The organism is Agarivorans sp. 1_MG-2023 (assembly GCF_030548385.1).
Taxonomy (GTDB): Bacteria; Pseudomonadota; Gammaproteobacteria; order Enterobacterales; family Celerinatantimonadaceae; genus Agarivorans.
Map to the genome: position 1 here is coordinate 16,303 of NZ_JAUOSJ010000018.1, position 22,512 is coordinate 38,814.

Genomic DNA, 22,512 nt, shown 5'->3' on the forward strand with positions numbered 1-22,512 from the left:
CGATGCTTAAGTTAAAAATAAAAAATGATTAGATCGCTTCACATAAGCGTTCAATTTGAGATTCTTGTAGACCCATTTCGCTAGCAACATGATGCAGAATGTGGCGTTTACGCGCGGTATTAGTGTTTGTAATCACCCAATATGGCGTATCTGGGATGGCTTGCGGTTTACTGGTTTTTCCTGACGCAAGTAATGAATCTTTGTCTTGAGAAAAGTACTCTCGCTTACTGCCTTTGATCACACAAGCTTTAGCGAACATTGCGTTATTAACGGTATATAGACTGGCGAGTAAAGCAAGGAAGCGTTTAGTGGAACTGCCCGCATTACCGATAAGCTCAAAATTGAAGTAACTGAGGACATCAGAGTCTTGCGGAGTTGTTACCACGTCTTCAAGGTTTTCGGATACAGAGCTTTCTTGAGTGGATTGCTCAGGAGGAACATCGTCAACCGCTTGACTGTTCAACTCAACAAGCTCTGGTTCTGCGCTTGCTTGAATAGAGGCGTCTACCTCAAGTAAGCGCCTAAGAATATCTGATGCGCTCTCGCCAATATGTTTAGTTTGGCCAGCAATATATAAATACAAGTCTTCTTCAATTTCTATGGTTTTCATCGCTACTTTCAAGTCATGCTCTGTACTTAACATAGCTAATGATTATACATAGCAAAGTTAATAACTCATCAACAATCCGAATTGCCAGCGCTAAAAGCACAAATAATGCGCAAACAATTTGCTTTTAAAGACTTGTAGTAATAAAGCTGCAAAGGCAGACTAACAATCCAATTACATAAGAGGTGTTGTTTTGGATCTGCACTACAAAGATCAAGGTATTGGCTACCCTATTTTATTGATTCACGGCTTGTTTGGTAGTTTGTCTAATTTGGGATTGTTAGCCAAACACTTGGAACGTCTTGGTTATAGAGTGATTAGCGTAGATGCGCTTAATCACGGCTTATCCCCTCGTGCGCCGAAAATGGATTATCAAACACAAGCTAAAGCCATATACACCCTGTGTAACACCCTTAATATAGAAGAATGCGCCATTGTTGGTCACTCTATGGGCGGTAAAGTAGCGATGACAACGGCGCAACTTTACCCAACTTTGGTTAGCGCTTTAGTCGCAGCAGATATCGCTCCTGTGGCCTATAACCATAATCATCAGGCTGTTTTCGCAGGCTTAAATGGTTTTGATGTAAGCCAAGTCACTTCTCGCTCACAAGCCGATGGATTACTTGCCCAACATATAAAAGAACCTGGAGTCAGGCAATTTCTTCTTAAATCCTTAACCAAAAGTGAACAACACTGGCATTGGCTGTTTGATGTACCTTTACTTGCGGAAAACTATACCAACATCACTGGGTGGCAAACCTTTGGCGCGTTTAACAAACCTTGCTTGTTTATCAAAGGGCAAAACTCAGACTATATTGTTAACCAGTATCAACAAGAAGTAGCTCAGCAATTTCCTAAAGCTGAATTAAAAATAATCAGCGACACCGGGCATTGGTTACATGCTGAAAAGCCAGCTATTTTTAATCGTTTAACCGAACAGTTTTTAGCCAAGCATATTTAACACCCTAACGCGCTTTATGGTATAGTGCGCGTCGAATTTTTCTCTCAAGGATAGTGATGTTCGCGAAGCATATAGATTTAATCGAAAGCCTTGCTCTAAATATAGGTTTTGTAATTCTATTTTTCTTTATCGGCATGGCTATTCAAGACGTACTTAAAAAAGGCAACGTTCCCCCATTTGGCCGCGCCGTGGTTTGGTTAGTGTTGTTTTTAGGGTGTGCAGGCTTTATTGCAAAAGGCCTAATTCAAATGTCTTGGGAAGGCACTGGTTTAGGTTAGACGGTTGTTTCAATATTAATGGCAAAACAAAATACAGATCGAACTACTATTGATCTATTCGCAAGTGAAAAAAGAGTTGGTCGACCGAGAACTAACCCTTTAGAGCGTAAAGATCAGCTAAAAGCCAATAAACGAAATCAACTTAAAAGAGATCGTGCGAATGGGCTTAAAAGAATCGAGTTGAAAGTTGAACAACAGCTTTTCGAAACCTTAAATCAGTTAGCCAATGAATCGGGCATAAGCCGAAGTGAACTGATAGAAAAGATGCTGAACAACCAAGTTAATCAATTTTCAACAAATCAATAGTTTGTAATACAGGTAATATTTATGGCGAGCGTAGGAATATTTTTTGGTAGCGACACCGGTAACACCGAAGCAGTTGCACAAATGATCCAAAAAGAGCTAGGCAAAAAACTAGTAGAAATAAAAGACATTGCAAAATCTACTAAAGAAGACATTGATGAGTTTTCATTGATTCTTTTAGGTATTCCCACTTGGTATTACGGCGAAGCACAATGTGATTGGGATGACTTCTTCCCAGATCTTGAGCAAATAAACTTTTCAGAAAAGTTAGTCGCAATATTTGGTTGTGGTGATCAAGAAGATTACGCCGAGTATTTTCTTGATGCTATGGGTACTATCAACGATATCGTTACTACCAAAGGTGCTACGGTTGTTGGTCATTGGCCCATCGAAGGGTATGACTTTGAGGAATCAAAAGCGCTAGCAGATGATGCTCACTTCGTTGGTTTGGGTATCGATGAAGATCGCCAGCCTGAGTTAACCCAAGAGCGTGTTAAAGGTTGGTGTAAACAAGTATATGAAGAAATGTGCTTAGCTGAATTAGCCGACTAAAAATCTACTGGGCGAAAGCCCAGTTTTTGTATCTGACCCTCGTATAGTTGGCCAAGTTTATGCTTAACTTGGCTCAGAGGGAGAAAAATGTGTTTAAGTATCTATTTATAATTTTCCTGGGAATATCCAGTTGTGTAAATGCAGACGTTTGGTTTTATGAAGACCAAAACGGTGTGATGCACTTTGCTCAGGAAAAAAAGGGCTCTAAATGGCGCTTGCTGATGCGTACGCCTAAATCGCTCGACCCGCCGAAAGCCAAAAGTACCCAACAAAAAGCACCTAATCAACGCCCTTATCACCAGCTTATTGTTGCAAGCGCAAGGCGCCATAAACTTGACCCTGCGCTCGTTCATGCGGTGATAGCAACTGAGTCCAATTACAGAGCCGATGTAGTTTCTCGCGCTGGTGCAATGGGACTTATGCAGTTAATGCCTGCTACAGCCGAACGTTTTTCAGTGACAGACCCATTTATGCCTGAACAAAATATAGAAGCAGGAACACGCTACCTGCGCTGGCTACTGAATGAATTTGAATCACTTCAGCTCGCTTTAGCGGCTTATAACTCAGGAGAAAACACCGTAAAACGCTACGGCTTTGCGATTCCTCCCTATAAAGAGACTCAGAACTACGTGACTAAAGTCATTGAGCGCTACAAAAAAAACCTAAGCCTTGTTCAGTAATCATTAAGCAACTTGTTCAAGGTTTGGTCTATGCTGTCGCTTTAAACGGATATAGAGCTTACGGGTAATCACTGCGATAACTTTGCCTTTCGAATCAATAACCTCGGTACTTACCACTGGTTGATACTTCTCTCCACTCTCAGCCTTACGCAAAACATCTTCTATAAATGCTTCTTCTAGTTTGAAGTGCCCAAACACCACTCCACGACCTGGAGAAACAAACTTGATCGAGGCCTCACTATCCCAAATATGGTATTTGTTACCCAAAATCGCCATCAACATTAACGGGTAAATAGGATCGGTCATCGAAAACATAGAGCCACCAAACTGAGACCGATTAGCGTTTTTATTCCACCATCTAAACGCGAGCCTCACCTCGCAAGTGCGAAAATCTTTAGATAGTTTAGAGATCTTAATCCCTGCTCCCCAGAAAGGAGGCCACAGATTGAGTAAGCTTTTTGCTAGGTTGGCGTTTTTAAGTAGATGTTCCATAAGCTCAACTGGTCAGACATGTTAACAATAGGTTAATAAATAATTAACTGCGCTACAAGTTTTCTTATCGAGCTTTCTGTTTGTCTCGTAAGTCCGTATACTTACCGCAGTTATGGAATGAATAACAGCAACGGAAAATATTTCACCTATGTCTGATAATAATCAAGCTCTAAAAAAAGCAGGCCTTAAAGTCACCCTGCCCCGAATGAAAATTTTGGAGCTACTACAAATTCCGTCTAATCAACATATTAGCGCCGAAGACTTGTACAAATTACTGATAGACCAAGGTGAAGAGATTGGTTTAGCTACCGTTTACCGAGTACTTAATCAGTTTGATGACGCCGGCATTGTTACCCGCCATCACTTTGAAGGTGGTAAATCAGTATTTGAACTAAATAGCCAGCAACACCATGACCACTTAGTATGTTTAGATTGCGGAAAAGTTATCGAATTCAATGACGACACCATTGAACAAAGACAAAAAGATATTGCTAAAACAAACAATATTCAACTAACTAACCATAGTTTATATCTTTACGGAAACTGCACTAAAGTGGATTGCGAAAACCGCGAAGATTAAAATGGAAACAGGTGCTAAGCACCTGTTTTACTCTCCCCTGAGTAACCCCAGCGCTCAACCAAATCATTCTCTATTCCAATATGATCTAAGATTCTAGCCGTAACGTGCTCTACCAAATCTTGTATCGACTCAGGTTTATGATAAAAGCCAGGACAAGCCGGTAGAATATCTACGCCTAACTTAGCGAGCTTAAGCATATTTTCTAAATGAATGGCTGAAAATGGCATTTCTCGAGGAACCAGAATCAATTTGCCCTTTTCTTTTATAACCACATCCGCTGCGCGCTCAAGTAAGTTATCAGACAACCCCATAGCAACCGAGGCCAGCGTGCCCATGCTACAAGGACATATCACCATGGTTTTTGGAGCAGCAGAACCGGAAGCTACCGGAGAAAACCAATCATTTTTGCCTGGCACTAATATCTGGCCTGGCTGAGCACCAAACTTGTTTTCTAAAAACAGTTGAGCTTTGTCATTTTGGCTTGGCCACTGCTGGTTAGCCTCAGTAGCTAGCACCACTTTCGCTGCGCTAGATATGAGCAAATGAATGGTAAATTGCTTTTTTACTAACTGTTCAAGTAAACATAAAGCATAAGGAGCGCCGGACGCTCCAGTTATCGCTAAGGTGATTTGTTTATTATTCATTTAATTAGCACTTTCAATGAAAAGAAGACAGATGAACGCTGATCCACAGATTGTAACGCCAATAAGTGTGCGAGGCGACTTGTTATGAACAATCAGCCATTTATAAATTTGTGACTATTTACTACAATTATCTAAAGGACTTAATAAGTTGGGACTATGTCTAAGATAGAAATACCCACCGATTCATTGCAAGTTGGGCATTATATTAGCCTGCCTATAGGTTGGACTGCTCACCCTTTTATGCGCAATAACTTCATCATTAAAAACCAAGAGCAACTTACTGTTGTTCGCTCCTTAGGTTTAGACAACATTGCCGTTATTCCTAGTAAATCTAAAGTAGCAGTACCTGATACTAATAATGAAGACGACTTAGCAGGGGCTGACCAAGAAGAGCCAGAAATCGACCCTGAACAGGCTTGGCTAGATGAGTTACGTAACGGGCAGAAACGCGCTAACAAAGCCTATTTACAAAACGCAGAAAAGTTTCGCTCAGCACTGACTAAGTTCACCAGTAAACCCGAAGAAGCTTACTACAGCATATTTGAACAAGTTAATATCACCCTTCAGCTTATGTTTAAGTCTGCAGATGCCCACAGTGTTTACGTGAGTTTAGAGCCCAGTAGCGACGAAGATATATTTTTTCATAGTGTAAACGTTGCGGTGCTTTCTATCTTAGTGGCAAAAAACCTGGGATTTTCTGAAAAAGAATGCCAGCACTTATGTATAGCTGGGATGATTCATGACATTGGTGAATTAAAAGTACCTCAGCAAATACGCCGAAAACCTAGCGAGTGGAGCCAAGCTGAGCAAAACTTTTACCAAACTCACCCCAAATTTGGTGCAGAGTTAATTAAAAAAGCTGGGTCTTTTCCTCCAGAAGTTTTACCCATTGTGATTAATCACCATGAGCTTTTAGATGGCAGTGGTTACCCTAACCAACGTAAAGCCAGCGAACTAGACAAAGCAACACAATTGCTGAGCATAGTAGATAGCTTTGAACACCTTTGCGCCCCTTTAGCAAATCAAAAAAGAATGACCCCACAAGAAGCATTCGCTTTTCTATACAAGAGTGCTGGAACCAAGTACAACAAACTGTACTTAGAACAACTGATGAATACCTTAGGCATATACCCACCGGGCTCAATTGTAAGCCTATCTAACGATGGTTATGCAATGGTGATGTCGAGTAATCCTAAAGAAAAACTTAAACCAAGAGTATTACTGTTAGAAAAAGGAAAAAACTTTAGTAACGCCAACGTAGCAGACCTAACTAAAGAAGACATTAAGATAAACAAAACGGTTAAATGGGACGATGTTCCTGCTGTTCTGATAAAGAACTTTGACCCGAAATTACGTTGCTGTTACTTTTTCGACCCCGGACAATAAAAACTCTTAGAACAAAAAAAGCCTGATTTCATCAGGCTTTTTTATTTTACTTTGTTGCAGCTAATTAGCTGTCTTCAGCATCTTCGATACCTTTAACTTTTTCTCGTAAACCTTGCAGCATCACGTAGAAAACAGGCACTAAACAAGTACCAACAATAGTAGCTGCGATCATCCCACCCATAACGGCATAACCCAGCGATATTCGACTCGCCGCGCCAGCTCCGGTGGCTATCACCAAAGGTATTACGCCTAAGATAAACGAAAATGCAGTCATCAATACCGCACGAAAGCGTAGTCGAGCTGCCTTTACTGCAGAATCACGAATACTCATTCCGCCTTCGCGTAACTGCTTCGCGAACTCTACGATGAGAATAGCATTTTTACAGGCCAGTCCTATCAACAACACCAGTCCGATTTGAGTGTACAAGTTTATGTCTGAACCCATGATCCAAATATAAATAAAGGCACCCAAAATCGCGATAGGAACCGCTAACATCACCGAAATAGGAACTGTCCAACTCTCATACTGTGCTACCAAGAACAAGTAGGTAAAGATAAGCGCTAAGCTAAAGATAAATGGCGCTAAGTTTCCTGCTTTAAGCTCTTGGTAGGTCTGACCAGACCACTCATAAGTGTAGCCTGCGGGGAACGTCGTTTCGGCTATTCGCTTAACGGCATCAATTGCTTGGCCAGAACTAAAACCGGGTGCAGGGAAAGCGTTCATTTTCACTGCGCCATACAAGTTGAATTGGTTAATGTACTCAGGGCCTAGTTTAGGCTCAACCTTAACTAGGGTGTTTAGCGGTACCATTTCATCAAACTTATTTCGAATATAGAAGCGAGCAATATCTTGCTCAGAATTTCGATATTCTGTTTCAGCCTGCATGTTCACGCGAAACACTTTACCAAAGCGGTTAAAGTCATTCACATACATAGAACCCAGCATGGTTTGCAAGGTCATGAAGATACTACTTAATTGTACCCCTTGTACTTTTGCTTTCTGGCGATCCACATCTACGAATAGTTGTGGTACATCAGCTCGGTATGTACTAAATGCAGCAGCTAGTTCTGGTGCACTGCCCGCCTCTACCGCTGTTGCTCTCATTACACTAGCAAGGCTTGCTGGAGTCCGGCCTAAAGTATCTTGAATAAAGAATTCAACACCCGCAACAGTACCTACACCAGGTAAAGCAGGTAACGAGAAGCCTACGGCTTGTGCTTCGTTATATCCGGCTAAAACGCCGTTAGCTTTTTGGACAATGTTAGATTCAATTAATGCGGGGTCTTTACGTTCATCCCAATGAGATAAGATAACTACCATTAAACCAGCATTAGAAGAAACGGCCCCAGAAATGATTGAATAACCGCTTGCAGAAATAACATTGGTTACCCCTTCAAGGTCATTTAGCTCATCAACCATCTTAGATACAACGTCTTTAGTACGGTTGATAGATGCACCGTTAGGCAGCTGCACATCGATAAAGAAGGCCTTTTTATCCTCTGTAGGTACAAAGCCTGATGGTAACGAAGTGGCTAAATAACCAGTAGCACCAATCAGCAATACATAAACAATGCCTACAATAGACAGTTTTCGTACCATTCCACTAACAAAGCCAGTGTATTTGCCAGTAACCTTATCAAAGTGCTTGTTAAAGAAAGCATGGAAGCCTTTTTCGTGTACTTTTGGCGTTTTCAACAACGATGCACATAAAGCTGGGCTTAGTGTTAATGCATTAATCGAAGAAATAAGCACTGAAATACAAATGGTAACTGAGAACTGAGCGTACATTTGACCAGTAATACCAGGCATAACCGCTGTAGGAGCAAACACAGCTAAGAGTACCAATGTTGTAGCAACAACCGGTCCGGTTACTTCTTGCATGGATTTAGTGGTCGCGTCTACTGCGTTTAATCCTTCGTCTTGCATTAACCGCGTGGTGTTTTCTACCACCACAATCGCATCATCTACCACAATACCAATGGCGAGAATCAGAGCAAACAACGATACCGTGTTAATGCTCATGCCAGTAGCCAACAAGAAAGCAAACGTGCCAACCAGTGATACTGGAATAGCAATAGCTGGGATTAGCGTTTGCCTAACATCTTGTAGAAAGATATAAACAACAAAAATAACTAAAGCGATAGCAATCAGCAGCGTTTCAAGCATTTCATCAATTGAGGTTTCAACGAACTCTGTCGTGTCGTACAACACTTTGTAGTCCATATCTTCTGGGAACTGAACGCTCAAACGGGTGAGTTCTTCTCGCACACCTTTAGCGACTTCAAGTGCGTTTGCACCACTGGCTTGATAGATAAACAATAAGGCAGAAGCTTTATTGTCTAACATAGCTTCAGCATCGTAACTTGCTGCGCCTAACTCAATGCGTGAGATATCTTTAAGATAAACTGCACTGCCATCAGGGTTTGAGCGTACAATAATTTCTTCAAACTCTTCTGGGTGACTTAAACGGCCTTTGGTAGACAAAGTATACTGAAACTGCTGATCTCTAGGCACCGGAGCAGCACCAATACGGCCAGCTGCAACCTGAATATTCTGCTCTTGAATTGACGCTATTGCATCATCAACAGTAACACCTAAGCTCGCCATGCGGTCTGGGTTTAGCCACACTCGCATTGAATAGTCCATGCCACCAATAATGCTTACTTTAGATACACCATTAACCCGTGCCAGGTTATCTTTAATATTGATCCCCATGTAGTTATTAAGGAACAAGTTATCTAAAGATTCATTAGGAGAAACAAGGTTAAGCATCATCAAGATACTAGGGTCTTGTTTCTCAACTTTAACCCCATTTCGTTGTACTTCAGATGGTAAACGCGGCATAGCTTGCTGAACGCGGTTTTGCACGTTTACCTGTGCCATGTCTACGTTACTGCCTACCTCAAAGGTCACGTTTAGAGAATAACTACCGTCGTTAGCGCCTTTTGACTCCATGTAAATCATGTTTTCAACACCATTTACTTCGGCTTCAATTACCTTAGCAACGGTATCCGCAACAACTTCGGCACTCGCACCTGGGTAGCTAGTGGTAACAGACACCATAGGTGGCGAAATATTCGGAAATTCAGCTACCGGTAAAACCGGAATCGACAAGAAGCCAGCCAGTGTTAAAACAATCGCAATAACAAAGGCAAACTTGGGCCGATGAATAAAAAACTTACTAATCATCACCGACTCCTTAAGATTTAGTGTCAGAGAATGGCTGAATAGTATCCATTTCGTGGTCAACTTCAGCGCCTACTCGGGCTTTCTGTAAACCTTCAGAGATAACTAAATCGCCTTTTTCTAAACCTTTCTCAACTTCCCAGTCAATACCGTAACGCTGACCAAGCTCAACATTTTTTCGAGTCACAACGTCTTTCTTATCAACCGTAAGAACGTAACGTCCCTGCTGATCTTCTTGAACAGCACGTTGTGGGATTAACAACACTTCTTCCATTTCTGGAGATTCAATAATTACCGTCACATACAAACCAGGAACAATAATGTGTTCTTTATTTGGGAACTCAGCGCGTATTGCCAAGGTACCAGTAGTAGCGTCTACTCGGTTATCTACAAAATCCATGTTGCCGGTTTCTTCAAACATAGAGCCGTCTGGAAATTGAATTTTTACCGGGAAATCACTTAACTTAAATGGCGTGGTAACTGATTTATGCGCTCGTTGAGCTTCAATCAACACTTTTTCTGGTAACTGGAAGTTCACCCAAACTGGTTCCATTTGCACTAGGTCTGCAAGTTCAGTTTGATCAGGTATGATTAGATCACCGGTGAAAACAGCTGCTCGGCTAATACGACCTGTAAAAGGTGCGTAAATTTTGGTGTAGCCTAATTCTAGTTTCGCGTTATCCAATTCTGCGTTAGCACTTTGCAATGCAGCATTAGTTTGTAACTTACGAGATAGCAGATTGTCGTAATCAGACTGACTAATAAAGTTGTCTTTGATTAGCCCTTCACCACGTTTAAAGTTCAGTACAGCAGTATCGTAAGCGGCTTTCGCTTGCGCTACCATTGCCTTAGAAGATTTTAAAGCTGCATCGTACTGTTCTGGGTCAATTTCAAACAGTAAATCGCCTTTTTCTACGATGCTACCTTCTTGAAAATTAGTTTTTGCAAGATTGCCGCGAACTTTAGATTTTAAAGTAATGTCTTGAGTCGCTTCAGTTCGGCCAACGAAATCGTTACTTGGCGTAACTTGTTGCATGGTAACTTCAAGCACTTTAACATTTGCTTTAACTTCTGGAGGAGGTGGTGGTGCAGTGTCACACGCACTTAATAATGAAAGTGAGGCTAGCGTCAATCCTAACGCTTTAGCCACACGAGCTACAACAGGTGTGCGGTTCATAAACGATCCTTGTGTTTATTAATGTGTACCTAGTTAAATCAATTGTAATGATAGACCGTAAACAGTTACATGAAAACCAATAGTCTAGTTTTAACTGTACATTTTTTTAAATAGTAAACAACAGCTTACTTTACATACAATCAAGCTGTTTTCATTTACCCACATTAATACACTTTGTTACTATTGCTCCACTTGTTTTAGCTAGGCAGCAATATGCAACTTAAACCCGTAAATAAAGACATTTATCAAACACGTTCTCGTTACAGCTATATTGGTATTTCAGCCTTGTTGATCCTATTCACCTTAGTATGGTCAACATTGTTCATAGCCCTATTTTCTATAGGCTCAGATAACTTTTACCTCAATTTAATGGGCGTTGTAGCGGCAGTATTGTCGATTGTGCCTGTAGTACTTTTTTGTAAAACAAAGCCATGGTTTGCCGAAGTCATTTATGTCTGGGAGCTGAAACAAGAATTAAACAAAATTAACCGTAAGATGGCTGCGCTATCAAGAGCCTCAAAACACGGTGATGCGATAGCGTTCAGTATTATTAAATTTAGCTATTTAGGCAGCAGGCAGATATGGGAATTAGACGACAACACCTTAATGCTGAGTGAACTTGCGCTAAGTGAACAAAAGCTAGATGAACTAGCTCAAGCTCAAGGGCTTGTTATTGACACAAGCCAATACCATCAGACTCAACTAGCAAAGTATTAGTCGAGAAAGTGCAAGCAGGTGTGCCCATCTACCAATATAGGTGAAACTTTCTGGTCATCGGCAAAAGCCTTTTTTAGGCTCCCTTCAACCACTAACTTATCGCCCAACTTTGCTTTTTTGGCAATCAGCTCCGCTGGGTAAGCCCATAAATTACAGTTTACTCGATGCTGGGTGTCACTAAGGTCTGTAGCAAGTTGCAGTTTAATATAGCTTTGGTCGTTGACACTTTTACGTAAAGTAGAAGCATGAGCGATTTCACCAATTAATGTGACTTTATTCCAATAAAGCTGAGTTGGTCCACCGACGAAACTAAGTTGTTCAGCGTCTATTGCGCTAACAATCTCCCCAGCGGAATCTCTCTGGTTTCTTAGCCGACCATTAATTACCACACCATCCCCAGCTTTTGCGTAGCTTTTAAGTCGCTCAGCTTGCTCGCCCCGAACAGTAATTTGAAACACTTCAATCTGCTCTTTCGCTGATGATTTGGTTTTCTTTTTTACCAATACTTCAAACTGAGTGATCGCTGTTCCATCACTAAAATAGCGAAGCGTGACATCTTTAGTCACAAGGTTGCCAAGTATTTCAATATTTGAACGACAAATTACCTGCAAAAATCTTTCTCCACGCTGCTATATAGGGTTTGTTGAAGCATTCAGATAACGTTACTATCTGTTTTTACCTTCTGTACTAGGCCATTATGAAATACCCTTGTCGATTAGACAAATACCTTTCGAAAGCAAAACTAATTTCTCGTAGCGATGCCAAAAAGCTAATAAAAAGCAATAGACTTAAGGTAAATCAACAACTTGCTAAAAATGCACAGCTAGCCATAAAGCAAGATGACAGTGTATTTCTAGACGACCAACTACTTAGTCTACAAGAGCACTGTTACTTTATGCTGAATAAACCTAGTGGGTATTTAAGTACAGAAGCAGAAGCTAACCACCCTAGCGCGTTATCGTTAATTACAGAGTTAAGCAATCCATTGCATTCTGCCGGAAGGCTCGATGTTGATACGACCGGATTATTACTGCTAACCAGCGACGGTCAATGGTCACACCGAGTGACTAGCCCTCGAGCGAATAAATTTAAGCAATACAGAGTGGAATTAGCGGATGAAATCGGCGAAGAAGAACTGCAGCAATTACGCGATGGTTTAATGTTACGCGGCGAAGACAAACCAACTAAACCGGCTCTGGTTGAGTACATAAACGCCACCCAAATAGTTTTGCAGATTAGTGAAGGACGCTATCACCAAGTAAAACGCATGCTGGCCGCAGTGGGTAACAAAGTTGTGAGTTTACACAGAGAAAAGATAGGTGAAATAGGCCTCGACGCTTCGCTAAAGCCAGGTGAATATCGCGCTTTAAGGGTCGAAGAAATTAGCTGTTTTTAGCTTCCTCTACATACAACACAACTTGATTTCGACCCTGTGACTTAGCTTGATAAAGGGCACTGTCTGCTTGCTTAAACAGTTTTGCAAAACTACTGTCTTTTTGATTTTCACTTAGGCCAAAACTACAGGTAAAACTTGGGTCATTGAGATCATTTTCAAAAGACAATCGTAAACGTTCCGCCAAATTCAATGCCTGAGAAACGTCAGTTTCAGGCAGTAACATAATGAATTCTTCTCCACCCCAGCGAGCCAGCAAGTCTGTCTCGCGTTTTAGTTCATTCACTTTTTCTACCAACCTAATCAAACACAAATCACCCACGTCATGACCATGTTTATCGTTTAGTTGTTTAAAGTGGTCTACATCCAACATCAAGATGGTAAAGCGCGAACCATTGCGATCGCTGCGACTTTGTTCTAAGTATACTGAGTGTTCAAAGTGCCTGCGGTTCGATACCCCCGTTAACGGGTCAGTATTCGCTAGGCGCTGCAATTTTCGTTCTAATGACTTTTGCGCACTAATATCGATACTAGAACAAACATAATTTTTTATTTCTTGGTCGGCATATACCGCAGTAACTGTCATTTGCTGAATAGAAGTTGCACCGTTTGAATCATGAATAGATATCTCACCTAACCAACTACCTTGATTTTTGGCCAATTGTAAAATGGATTCAAAGCTGGGAGACGAATGACCAAAATCAGTCATCTTTTTACCCATCATGGATTCAGTAGTAAGGCCCATTTTTTCAGCTAGGTAGCGATTCACCTTCACAATAACACCGTCAACATCGGTAATAAGCTGAGAAAACTCTCCCTCAAAAGCAGCCTGTCTCAGAGCATTAAGTTTTCTAACCACTGCTTTTTCACGGCGAATGACTTCGGTAAGGTAAGAGCCGATAAAACAACTAAACAGCGCAGCAATGTATACAACAGCGAAAAACACTAACCAGTATTTACTGTCTATTATCAAATCACGATAAGAAATATACAGGAATGTTAAGTTGGGCTCGTCTTCTTCTATTCCTGTTTCTTTGGTAAACATTAGCCCTCCACTTACCGAGTAAGGGTCTTTTTTGTTTACAAAATCGTCTCTTAAGAAATAACTTTGTGTCAACTCATAATCGATACGGCCAACCAATTCGATTAACTTATTGTAAGTAGGTTTACTATAGTCTCCCTCAATGATGACTCCTTCTTCGGTTAAGATTATCGCTCTCTCTACAAGCTGTGGTCGTCCTACAAAATGCACCGTTTGATTAATTGCTTGCTGGTCGTATTCGTTTACCATCCAACCTACTAGTTTTGACCATTTATCAAACACCGGTATATAAAGAAGGTAGAAGTAAGTATTAGAAGACCTATCTAGCAATGCTTTTGAAGAAATTACACCCTCGCCGCGCCATACCAGCTCTTTAAAATAATGAGTAATGAGAGGGTTAACTTCGCTATTCCATTTAAGTTCATGGCCTTGCTTGTTTTGGTCTAAAACTAAATCAACACGACCGTCTCGATGAATATAATAGAAGTCACCTTCTAAATTTACATCTTTAGCAATGCGCTGCCATTCTGTTGCTAAGGACACTAAAGTGAGCTCATTTTCATCGTTAACGTAGTTAAGCAAACCTAAGGTACGAGTGAGTAAAGATAAACGTTGAGATAACAAACTCACCAAATGCTTGTTTGCTGTACTAAAGCCACGAAAAGACAGCTCTACCTCTTCGTCGATTTGATGCTTAACGGTGTGATAACGATGAGAAACGACAGCAGAGAACAACAAAGTCACCAATAGTGCCCATAATGAGGCGCGTTTTTTCCATGACCAGCTATTTAGAAGAGTTGATTGCTTCAATTGCACACTTTAAGAAAATGTTTTAGTTACAACCTATTATTAAACATTTAAACAGTTTTTGCTGTTTTTTTAACTTCCACCAATGCACATAATTACACATTAAAACAAATAATGGCTTTTTCAGTTTTCATACTTGAATGCCACAACTGAGCCAACGATACTGGTGAAAAACATAAAGGTAAATTCATGACTGATTTTCGCTTCCATCCACAAAGTCAGGTTGTTCAGCAGCAAGACAGCTATTTAATTACTCTATACACCGCTATTAATCACCCCTACTCTCAAATTTTTGTGCGTGTAGAGCCTGATCATGAAGAATGGTTAATTGAGCTAAAAAAGCCTAAACAAGAAGGAAACTGGTTAAAGTGGCAAACCAAAATCCCCGTTAGCCCTCATAGCCCATTAACCTTGTATTGCTTCAAGTTCTTGTGCCAAGACCAGCAAGTGTTTTTGCACGCCGCTGGCGAATCATCTAGGCTTCCTCAAAAACATTTCCATTTTAAAATTAACCACAATGCTAAACCGCCAGCTTGGGTAAAACAGCAAATATTTTATCAAATATTTCCCGAGCGTTTCGCTAATGGAGACCCAAGTCTAACGCCAACAGATGACAGTTATAGCTACCATCGCGATGGCCGAGCGGTGGTTCAAAAGAAATGGGGAGAACCGGTAGCCAAATCTCATTCAGGGACCGGAGCAACAGAGTTTTATGGTGGTGATTTAATAGGTATTGAGCAAAAGCTCGATTATTTAGACGAGTTAGGGGTTACCGCCATCTACCTCAACCCTATTTTTTGCTCGCCAAGTAATCACAAGTACGACTGTAGTAACTACTTTAAAGTAGAACCTCATTTTGGTGGAGACGATGCACTTATTAGCTTATCTGCGAACATGAAGCAACGTGGTATGAAGTTAATGTTAGATGCGGTGGTAAACCACACTTCTAATCAACACCATTGGATGGACTACTACCAGCAAGGAACGGGCGGCGCTTATCACAACAGTGACTCTTTGTTTAAAGATTGGTACCACTTTGACGACAGCGGTAACTATTGGTCTTGGAAAGGCGTAGAGACCCTGCCTAAACTTAACTTTGCCAACCTAGAAGTACAAAAAGCGATTTACTCAAGTGAGCAATCGGTACTTAAACATTGGTTAAAGCCCCCCTTTTCTATCGATGCATGGCGCTTTGATGTGATTCATATGCTGGGTGAACATAACAGTGCACAAAATAATGCTCATTACGTAGCAGAATTTAGAAAGTCGATTAAAGAAACCAACCCAAACGCATACATGATTGGCGAGCACTTTGCCGAAGCAACTCAATGGTTACAGGGGGACCAAGAAGATGCGGCAATGAACTATTACGGTTTTAACCAACCCATTGTTGCCTTTTTAGCCAAAATGGATGTTCCGCGTTATTCGCCAATTAAACTTGATGCAAAAGGATTAGCTGAGTGGCTAGCCGAGTCTCGCGGTTCAATTCCTTTTGCTAATCAACTAGCCCAATATAACCTCTTAGACAGTCACGATACTCCCCGCTTTAGTCACTTAGTTAATGATGGCATAGATCTCAATAAAGTAGCTGCCACGCTATTACTTACCTACGTAGGCGTACCGTCAATTTATTATGGCGATGAAGTGGGTGTAACCGGTGCTAACGATCCAGATTGTCGTCGCTGTTTCCCATGGGATCAATCGCTGTGGCAACTGCCATTGCTGGCTCATTACCAGCAGTTAATCGCCTTGCGCAAACACCGAAAAGAGTTTCAAGAAGGCGATATCCTCAGTTTGCTTGAAAGTGATGATGTTTGGGTATTTATACGTTGGTTACCAAAACACCATTCTATTGTGGTAATCAATCGCGGAGATGCTACCAATATCACCTTAAACTTAAGCAATATGCAGCAATCGACGCGTTATAGATTGATGGGAAGTATTGAAGAACTGCAGCCCAACCAACAACAACTTTCATTGTCGTTGGAAGCGCAATCATCGTTGATATTAAGCAGTATTTAAACTGGCTCATGTTGCTGGCTATCGGCCAGCAACTTATTGTCTAAAGATTTGCTGGTATTAACCTGCAGATCTTTTAACTGCTGGGCTTGCCTAACTAAATTCCCTTTACCAGTACTCAGTTTATTCATCGCACTATTATAGCTATCAGTTGACCGCTGCAATTGTTGACCGTGATTCTGCAGATCTTCGGTAAATGCCACAAATTTATTAAACAATTTCCCAGCTCGTTGCGCAATAACTTGAGCGTTTTGCTGCTGATGTTCGCTTCTCCACAAATTTTGAATCGTTCGCAATGCCACCATTAAACTACTTGGACTAACCAGCAAAATATTCGCTTCTACACCAAACTGAACTAAAGATGGGTCATGCTCCAGCGCACTCAGGTATGCGCCTTCAATTGGCACAAATAACAATACATAATCTAAAGATTGTAGTTGATAAAGAGTATGGTAATCTTTCTTGCCTAAACCAATGATTTGATTACGTAAACTTTTTGCGTGCTCTTTTAGGGCTGTTTTCTTAACTTCTGTATCGTCACTGTTGAAGTAACGCTCGTAAGCCACCAAGTTCACTTTAGAATCAACAATTACTGCCTTATCACCTGGCAATTTAACCACTACATCTGGTTTAATTGTTTGCCCATGCTGATTCACACCCACTACTTGAGTTTGATACTCATGCCCTTCTCTCAATCCAGAAGATTGAAGGATTTGCTCGAGGATTAGCTCGCCCCAATCCCCCTGTTGCTTGTTGTCACCTTTTAGCGCTTTAGTTAAACGCAACGCGTCATCACTCATCTGTTGGTTGAGCTGTTGCAAGGTCACTATTTGGTCTTTTAGAGAGTGTCTCTGTTTAGCTTCGTTCTCATAACTCTGTTGAACTTGCTGTTTAAATCCATCTAACTGCTGCTTTAAAGGCTGCAACACAGTTTCTATGCTTTGTTTACTTTGTTGCTGTAGTTCCAAACCTTTTTCAGAAAAAATTCGGTTAGCCAATAATTCAAACTGGACATTTACCCGTTCTTCACTTTTTTCTAGGTAAGTAATGCGCTCTTGCAAGGTAAGGTCTTTTTGTTGAAGCAACGCACAGCGCTGTTGCTCACGCTGTAACAATTGCTGGCTAGTTTCAAATTGCTCTTTTATTTCACGTAAGTATTCAACTTCATTCCGTAAACCAGCATTGCTGATCAGCTGCTCTTGCAAACTTTGTTGAGTATTGTCGAGGTTTAGTTTTAGCTCAGCTTGCTCTTGCTGTATCTGGTCAATCTGCATATCAAGCGCGGCCTTTTGCTTGTTTGCTTGACTGCCCTTTATGCTATTTATCAGCAACAGTAATAAAATAAGAATAGCGAGAGATAAGGTAATTAAAGCGCTAACTTGGTTAAATTGAGAAGAAATAAGCTCTAAGTTCACAGTAATTCCATTGCGGTTAGGGTGTTTTGCTCGTTATCATGCATCATACCGTAAACGGCCCGTTAAGCTCGCGGCTGTTTCGCATGTTTTAGCTTAAATTTAGGAAAATCATTAAGATGAGTATCTTTTCAGCTTTAAAGAAAATGTTTCAAGCCGCGCCTGTTCAGGCAAAAAGCTATCCAGAAGAGTTATACAATGAGTTTACTATTACCCCTAGCCCTCAGTCGTCAAATGGCCAGTACCGAGTGGCAGCGGTAATTAGTAAAACAATAAATGGCGAGTTAAAAGAACATACATTTATTCGTTCAGACACTTGCGCTAGCTCAGACGATGCCGCCGAGCTAGCAATGCATAAGTGCAAAACCTTTATTGATCAGATGGGCGATCAAATCTTCGACTAAACTTACACGTTTTCGAACAGTCGAGTAAGCACCTGTTTCACTGCGTCAATATCAAAGGGTTTATCCACTAGAGCAGAAACACCGCTTTGGCGAACCCCATCTAACTTGGCGCAGTTATTTTCCGATGTCACCATCAAGGCTGGAATATCACAAAATTTAGGGTGTTGCCTTAAGGCTTCGATTAACGCTGCACCATCCATAACCGGCATGTTGTAGTCAGTAATGACCAAATCAACTTCATTCTGCTCCAAAATAGCTAGCGCTTCTTGGCCATGTTCAGCCACTAACAAATTAACCAATCCAATATTTTCAAGCACCTTAGAGATGTGTCGACGCGCAGTTTGGCTGTCGTCAACGACCAAAATGGTTTTATCGGAAATGTCGAGATTATTAATTACTTGGCTGTCTGGCTCGATGTAGCTAATCGTAGCCTGTAAAGCCGCTAACAAGTGAGTAAACTCAAAAGGCTTTGGCAGCATGGCAATAACACCAGCTTGCTTTATCGCGTCTAGAGTATGGTGACAAGCCTCACTAGAAATAAGCATAAATGCAATATCTCGGCTTAAGTCGTTTGCACGAAGTTGCTGCACTAAATCCGTAGCGGTACCATCGCTAAAGTACATCGAACTTACCACCAAATCTGGTGCCGTTTTAATCGCGAGTTCCAGCGCTTGTTGGCAGTTTTCTGCCATTAAGAAGTTATCAATACCTGCTTCGTGTAAGCGAGTGCGAATGATATTACGCTGCATGTTTGAAGGCTCTACCAATAAGATCGTAAGATCTGCTAACGACAATGATTCCATAACACCCTGTTTGAACTTTCAAATGATGATGTAGTTTACTCCTTTAAAGCCCGCTTTTTTATCGCTAATTTGCTAATCTAGAACTCTTACTTGAAAAACATGCATTTAGTCACCAAATTAAGGCTAAACAATTAACGGAAAACACTATGCAGCCTACACCGTCTGTTATCGATATTAGTTTTGAGAATGCCCAACAGGTACTTATTGAAGGTTCACTAAACCAACCTGTGGTCGTCCACTTTTGGTCTCCTTCTAGTCCGCAATGTGAACCGCTATTTGGCTTGTTGCAGCAAATCCACCAGCAAACCGGTGGTAGTTTTGTTCTTGCTAGAGTGAATATGGATGAGCTTGCGCCCTTAGCGCAGCAACTTGGTGTGACTCAAGCGCCAGCCGTCGTCATTCTTAAAGAAGGTCGCCCAGTTGACGGATTTGCCGACATCCCATCTCCTGAAGAAGTGATGCAAACTATTGTGCGCCATTTACCGCCACCAGAAGAGCAACTTTTTGCTAAAGCAAAAGCCTTGCTGGAAGCTGACCAACAAAGTGAAGCCTTAAGTGCCATTAAAGAAGCACACCAACTAGCACCGCAACGCAACGATATTATTTTGGTGCTGATCCAGGCCTTGTTAAATAACCAACAAGCCGCTGAAGCAGAAACTTTGCTTAATGCCTTGCCACTTGAAGAACAACAAGCTGATTACCATGAGCTGAAAAGCCAATTAGAGTTATTACAAGCTGCGGCAGAAAGCCCAGAGATTAAGGCTTTGGAAGAAAAGCTTAATGGCAATGAGGATAGCCCAGAGCTACGAGTAAGTTTAGCCATCCAATACTCACAAGCGGGCCGTAATCAAGAAGCTTTAGAGTTGCTGTATGAGATATTGCAAAGCAACCTAGAGGCTGCAGACGGCCAAGTGAAGAAAAACTTCTTAGATATACTGGCGACCTTAAACGGTGACCCACTGTCTTCGCAATTTAGACGTAAGTACTTTAGCTTACTGTATTAAGCAAGCATCAAAGCGCGCCAAACGAAAAAAGCCAATATCACTGATATTGGCTTTTTTGGATACTCAAAACAGTTTAAACAGCTTGAGCTTGTAACTTGGTTTCCGCTCGTTCATTTTGTTGTTTTATCAATTGCAGTTTATTCTCGTCTAAACGATAAAAGTGCATAACAACAACTAACGAGATAAAAAACACGCCAGGGATAAAGGTATACAGTAAGTTGATCCACGTAATTGCTTGGTTAGATTGTAATTCCGCTCCACCAACGTAACCGGCTCCAGCAAGTATCCAACCTACCATTGCGCCACCTACTGCAATACCGGCTTTAATCGCAAACAAGTTAGTTGAGAATACCATTCCACTTAACGAGCGACCGCTGCGCGATTTCTCGTAATCAACAACGTCACTCATCATGCTCCATAACAATGGCGTGGTACTCATTTGAACCACACTTAGCACAATCATCACCACAAAGATCAACATGATGTTAGTGGGTTCAATAAAAAACATCGACGCTGATAGAATACCAGAGATGCCAATCAGCACTTTATAGGTTTTTATTTTGTCAAAACGCCCTAGTACTGGCGCAGAAGCCAGCGCACCAACAATATTTGCGAGCATGCCCGCCACCATCATCATTGTCGCCAAATCAGGGCGACCCATTACACTATTTACGTAATACATAGTTGAAGCTGCTTTAAGCACAATGCCAGTTAGCAGCACAATATTTAAAATAAATAATACTCGCCATTGGGTGTTTTTCCACAGCAGTTTTACATCACTAAGCGTTGAACCTTTCTTCGCTTCACTAAGCTCTGTTGTGTGGTGTTCCTTTGTATTGGCAAAACAATAGAAAAATAGCAACATTGCGCCAATGCCCATTATGATCATGGCGCCTAAATAGCCTTTCTGCTCATCTCCTTGCCCAATGTAGTCAACCAAAGGTAAAGCCACTAATGCCACAACTAAACCACCCGCAGTGCTTAATCCAAAACGATAAGACTGCAATGAAACTCGCTGCTTAGGGTCATTAGTCATAGCGTTAGCCATTGCGCAATAAGGCACGTTAATCGCGGTGTACATTAAGGTAAGTAGAATATACGAGCAGTATGCGTAAATAATTTTGCCGGTGGAGCCTAAATCAGGCGTGTAGAAAGTGATCATACACGCCACGCCAAACGGCACCGCCATCCAAAGAATATAAGGGCGAAATTGTCCGTGTTTGGTTCGTGTGCGGTCAACCAACGAGCCCATTAAGGGGTCAGTGACAGCGTCGATAAACCGAACCAATAAAAACATAGTTCCCATATGGATAGGTGATAAACCATAAACATCGGTGTAGTAATAAGCCAAAAATAGCATGACAGTTTGCCATACAAAGTTACATCCCGTGTCGCCCAAGCCGTAGGCAATTTTTTCCTTAACCGTTAGGTTAATTGTGCTCATAAAATCTCCGCAATAAAACATGTTTTGTCGAGTAGTATTCTCTTTGACGAAGAATCACCAGACTATTATGTTAAGGATTGAGAATATTACGATATATATCTAGTGTGAGGTACAGCAAACTATAGGAAAGTTTTTGTTATTTAATAAACAGGAACACAAGGTCAAATTAGCGACTTTCGTTAAAGCGAGCTGCTTGTTAGATGAATAAGAGGTTACTTTATTGTGACGGTTTAGATGCCTTAACGACCGCTAGCAAAGCTTGTTGTTGGATTGCTAAGTCTTTTATGGTTTCTTCAGCATTGTCGGCGAGTGTTTCATAATCACCGGTATCGTTGATAGAACAACGTAATTTTTGACCAATTTCAGACAACGACTGATTAATTTGGATTAATGCAGTTTCTGCTGGTGGCTGTTTAGCGGTATTACTATTGGCGGCAGGCGCTTGATTAGCCATAACACCGCTAAAGTAAGAAACGATAAATGGTACACAGTAAGTAAATAGCAGCGCTCCCCAATTAGCGGCAGCGCCATTAATAACTTCCCACTGGTTTATTAGGTTTAATAAAGACCCGACAATTAACGCTACCAGCAGCGCCCGTTTAGCTATTTTTTTGTTCATG

At 41.3% G+C, this 22,512-nt stretch carries 23 protein-coding genes; 12 read left to right on the forward strand and 11 right to left on the reverse strand.

Features of this window, described 5'->3' with window-relative positions; translation table 11 throughout:
- Positions 1-28 precede the first annotated feature (28 nt).
- A complete protein-coding gene (seqA, locus tag Q4592_RS20020) occupies positions 29-643 on the reverse strand; it encodes a replication initiation negative regulator SeqA (protein ID WP_303516458.1) in 615 nt (204 codons plus the stop codon).
- A gap of 157 nt (positions 644-800) precedes the next feature.
- Here seqA and Q4592_RS20025 point away from each other — a divergent pair, with 157 nt between their 5' ends.
- The 5 genes from Q4592_RS20025 to Q4592_RS20045 all read left to right on the forward strand — a co-directional run bounded on the left by Q4592_RS20025 (position 801) and on the right by Q4592_RS20045 (position 3,381).
- Positions 801-1,568: an alpha/beta fold hydrolase gene (locus tag Q4592_RS20025; protein WP_303516460.1), complete on the forward strand. Its 768-nt coding sequence runs from the start codon at positions 801-803 to the stop codon at positions 1,566-1,568.
- A 56-nt stretch (positions 1,569-1,624) separates the two neighbouring features.
- Entirely contained in the window at positions 1,625-1,846 is a 222-nt protein-coding gene (locus Q4592_RS20030) for a DUF2788 domain-containing protein (protein WP_137674578.1), read from the forward strand.
- Positions 1,847-1,864: 18 nt separating this feature from the next.
- Complete coding sequence (gene ybfE / locus Q4592_RS20035) at positions 1,865-2,152, forward strand: LexA regulated protein (protein WP_137674577.1); 288 nt, start codon at positions 1,865-1,867, stop codon at positions 2,150-2,152.
- Positions 2,153-2,173: 21 nt separating this feature from the next.
- Positions 2,174-2,701 carry a flavodoxin FldA gene (fldA, locus tag Q4592_RS20040; RefSeq protein ID WP_303516463.1) on the forward strand — a complete coding sequence of 176 codons (528 nt, stop codon included), beginning with the start codon at positions 2,174-2,176 and terminating at the stop codon, positions 2,699-2,701.
- 89 nt (positions 2,702-2,790) lie between these two features.
- Complete coding sequence (locus tag Q4592_RS20045; RefSeq protein WP_303516464.1) at positions 2,791-3,381, forward strand: lytic transglycosylase domain-containing protein; 591 nt, start codon at positions 2,791-2,793, stop codon at positions 3,379-3,381.
- A gap of 3 nt (positions 3,382-3,384) precedes the next feature.
- On the opposite strand, the gene Q4592_RS20050 is transcribed toward Q4592_RS20045, so the two are convergent.
- Positions 3,385-3,873 (reverse strand): DUF4442 domain-containing protein, encoded by a 489-nt coding sequence (locus Q4592_RS20050; protein WP_303516465.1) that lies wholly within the window; start codon positions 3,871-3,873, stop codon positions 3,385-3,387.
- A 148-nt stretch (positions 3,874-4,021) separates the two neighbouring features.
- Between Q4592_RS20050 and fur the strand changes: the two genes are divergently transcribed.
- A complete protein-coding gene (gene fur, locus Q4592_RS20055) occupies positions 4,022-4,453 on the forward strand; it encodes a ferric iron uptake transcriptional regulator (protein WP_137674573.1) in 432 nt (143 codons plus the stop codon).
- A gap of 14 nt (positions 4,454-4,467) precedes the next feature.
- On the opposite strand, the gene Q4592_RS20060 is transcribed toward fur, so the two are convergent.
- Positions 4,468-5,097 carry a flavin prenyltransferase UbiX gene (locus Q4592_RS20060; protein WP_303516469.1) on the reverse strand — a complete coding sequence of 210 codons (630 nt, stop codon included), beginning with the start codon at positions 5,095-5,097 and terminating at the stop codon, positions 4,468-4,470.
- 156 nt (positions 5,098-5,253) lie between these two features.
- On the opposite strand from Q4592_RS20060, the gene Q4592_RS20065 reads away from it, so the two are divergent.
- Positions 5,254-6,483: an HD-GYP domain-containing protein gene (locus Q4592_RS20065; protein WP_303516471.1), complete on the forward strand. Its 1,230-nt coding sequence runs from the start codon at positions 5,254-5,256 to the stop codon at positions 6,481-6,483.
- 64 nt (positions 6,484-6,547) lie between these two features.
- Here the strand turns inward: Q4592_RS20065 and Q4592_RS20070 are convergent, their stop codons facing one another.
- Together Q4592_RS20070 and Q4592_RS20075 are read right to left on the reverse strand one after the other, a co-directional pair.
- Positions 6,548-9,673: an efflux RND transporter permease subunit gene (locus Q4592_RS20070; protein ID WP_303516473.1), complete on the reverse strand. Its 3,126-nt coding sequence runs from the start codon at positions 9,671-9,673 to the stop codon at positions 6,548-6,550.
- A 10-nt stretch (positions 9,674-9,683) separates the two neighbouring features.
- On the reverse strand, positions 9,684-10,847 hold the full coding sequence (locus Q4592_RS20075; protein ID WP_303516475.1) for an efflux RND transporter periplasmic adaptor subunit: 1,164 nt from the start codon (positions 10,845-10,847) through the stop codon (positions 9,684-9,686).
- Between the two features lie 213 nt (positions 10,848-11,060).
- Between Q4592_RS20075 and Q4592_RS20080 the strand changes: the two genes are divergently transcribed.
- Complete coding sequence (locus tag Q4592_RS20080; RefSeq protein WP_303516476.1) at positions 11,061-11,564, forward strand: DUF3087 family protein; 504 nt, start codon at positions 11,061-11,063, stop codon at positions 11,562-11,564.
- On the opposite strand, the gene Q4592_RS20085 is transcribed toward Q4592_RS20080, so the two are convergent.
- A complete protein-coding gene (locus tag Q4592_RS20085; RefSeq protein WP_303516477.1) occupies positions 11,561-12,175 on the reverse strand; it encodes a single-stranded DNA-binding protein in 615 nt (204 codons plus the stop codon). The two genes, Q4592_RS20080 and Q4592_RS20085, sit on opposite strands and share 4 nt — an antisense overlap.
- Positions 12,176-12,261: 86 nt before the next feature.
- Between Q4592_RS20085 and Q4592_RS20090 the strand changes: the two genes are divergently transcribed.
- On the forward strand, positions 12,262-12,960 hold the full coding sequence (locus tag Q4592_RS20090) for a pseudouridine synthase (protein ID WP_303516478.1): 699 nt from the start codon (positions 12,262-12,264) through the stop codon (positions 12,958-12,960).
- Here Q4592_RS20090 and Q4592_RS20095 read toward each other — a convergent pair.
- A complete protein-coding gene (locus Q4592_RS20095) occupies positions 12,947-14,809 on the reverse strand; it encodes a sensor domain-containing diguanylate cyclase (protein WP_303516479.1) in 1,863 nt (620 codons plus the stop codon). The two genes, Q4592_RS20090 and Q4592_RS20095, sit on opposite strands and share 14 nt — an antisense overlap.
- A 186-nt stretch (positions 14,810-14,995) precedes the next feature.
- Here Q4592_RS20095 and malZ point away from each other — a divergent pair, with 186 nt between their 5' ends.
- On the forward strand, positions 14,996-16,828 hold the full coding sequence (malZ, locus tag Q4592_RS20100; RefSeq protein WP_303516480.1) for a maltodextrin glucosidase: 1,833 nt from the start codon (positions 14,996-14,998) through the stop codon (positions 16,826-16,828).
- On the opposite strand, the gene rmuC is transcribed toward malZ, so the two are convergent.
- Positions 16,825-18,240, reverse strand: a complete 1,416-nt coding sequence (gene rmuC, locus Q4592_RS20105) for a DNA recombination protein RmuC (protein ID WP_303516482.1) — start codon at positions 18,238-18,240, stop codon at positions 16,825-16,827. The two genes, malZ and rmuC, sit on opposite strands and share 4 nt — an antisense overlap.
- A gap of 116 nt (positions 18,241-18,356) precedes the next feature.
- On the opposite strand from rmuC, the gene Q4592_RS20110 reads away from it, so the two are divergent.
- Entirely contained in the window at positions 18,357-18,641 is a 285-nt protein-coding gene (locus Q4592_RS20110; protein WP_303516483.1) for an HlyU family transcriptional regulator, read from the forward strand.
- 2 nt (positions 18,642-18,643) lie between these two features.
- Here Q4592_RS20110 and Q4592_RS20115 read toward each other — a convergent pair whose 3' ends face one another.
- The gene (locus tag Q4592_RS20115) at positions 18,644-19,444 is read right to left on the reverse strand and encodes a response regulator (RefSeq protein WP_137674561.1); all 801 of its coding nucleotides are present in this window, start codon (positions 19,442-19,444) and stop codon (positions 18,644-18,646) included.
- A 146-nt stretch (positions 19,445-19,590) separates the two neighbouring features.
- Here Q4592_RS20115 and Q4592_RS20120 point away from each other — a divergent pair, with 146 nt between their 5' ends.
- The gene (locus tag Q4592_RS20120) at positions 19,591-20,448 is read left to right on the forward strand and encodes a tetratricopeptide repeat protein (protein WP_303516485.1); all 858 of its coding nucleotides are present in this window, start codon (positions 19,591-19,593) and stop codon (positions 20,446-20,448) included.
- A gap of 73 nt (positions 20,449-20,521) precedes the next feature.
- Here Q4592_RS20120 and Q4592_RS20125 read toward each other — a convergent pair whose 3' ends face one another.
- Positions 20,522-21,892, reverse strand: coding sequence for a glycoside-pentoside-hexuronide (GPH):cation symporter (locus Q4592_RS20125; RefSeq protein ID WP_303516486.1), 1,371 nt, complete (start codon positions 21,890-21,892; stop codon positions 20,522-20,524).
- A 217-nt stretch (positions 21,893-22,109) separates the two neighbouring features.
- Positions 22,110-22,511 (reverse strand): nitrate/nitrite transporter NrtS, encoded by a 402-nt coding sequence (nrtS, locus tag Q4592_RS20130; RefSeq protein WP_303516487.1) that lies wholly within the window; start codon positions 22,509-22,511, stop codon positions 22,110-22,112.
- Position 22,512 lies beyond the last annotated feature (1 nt).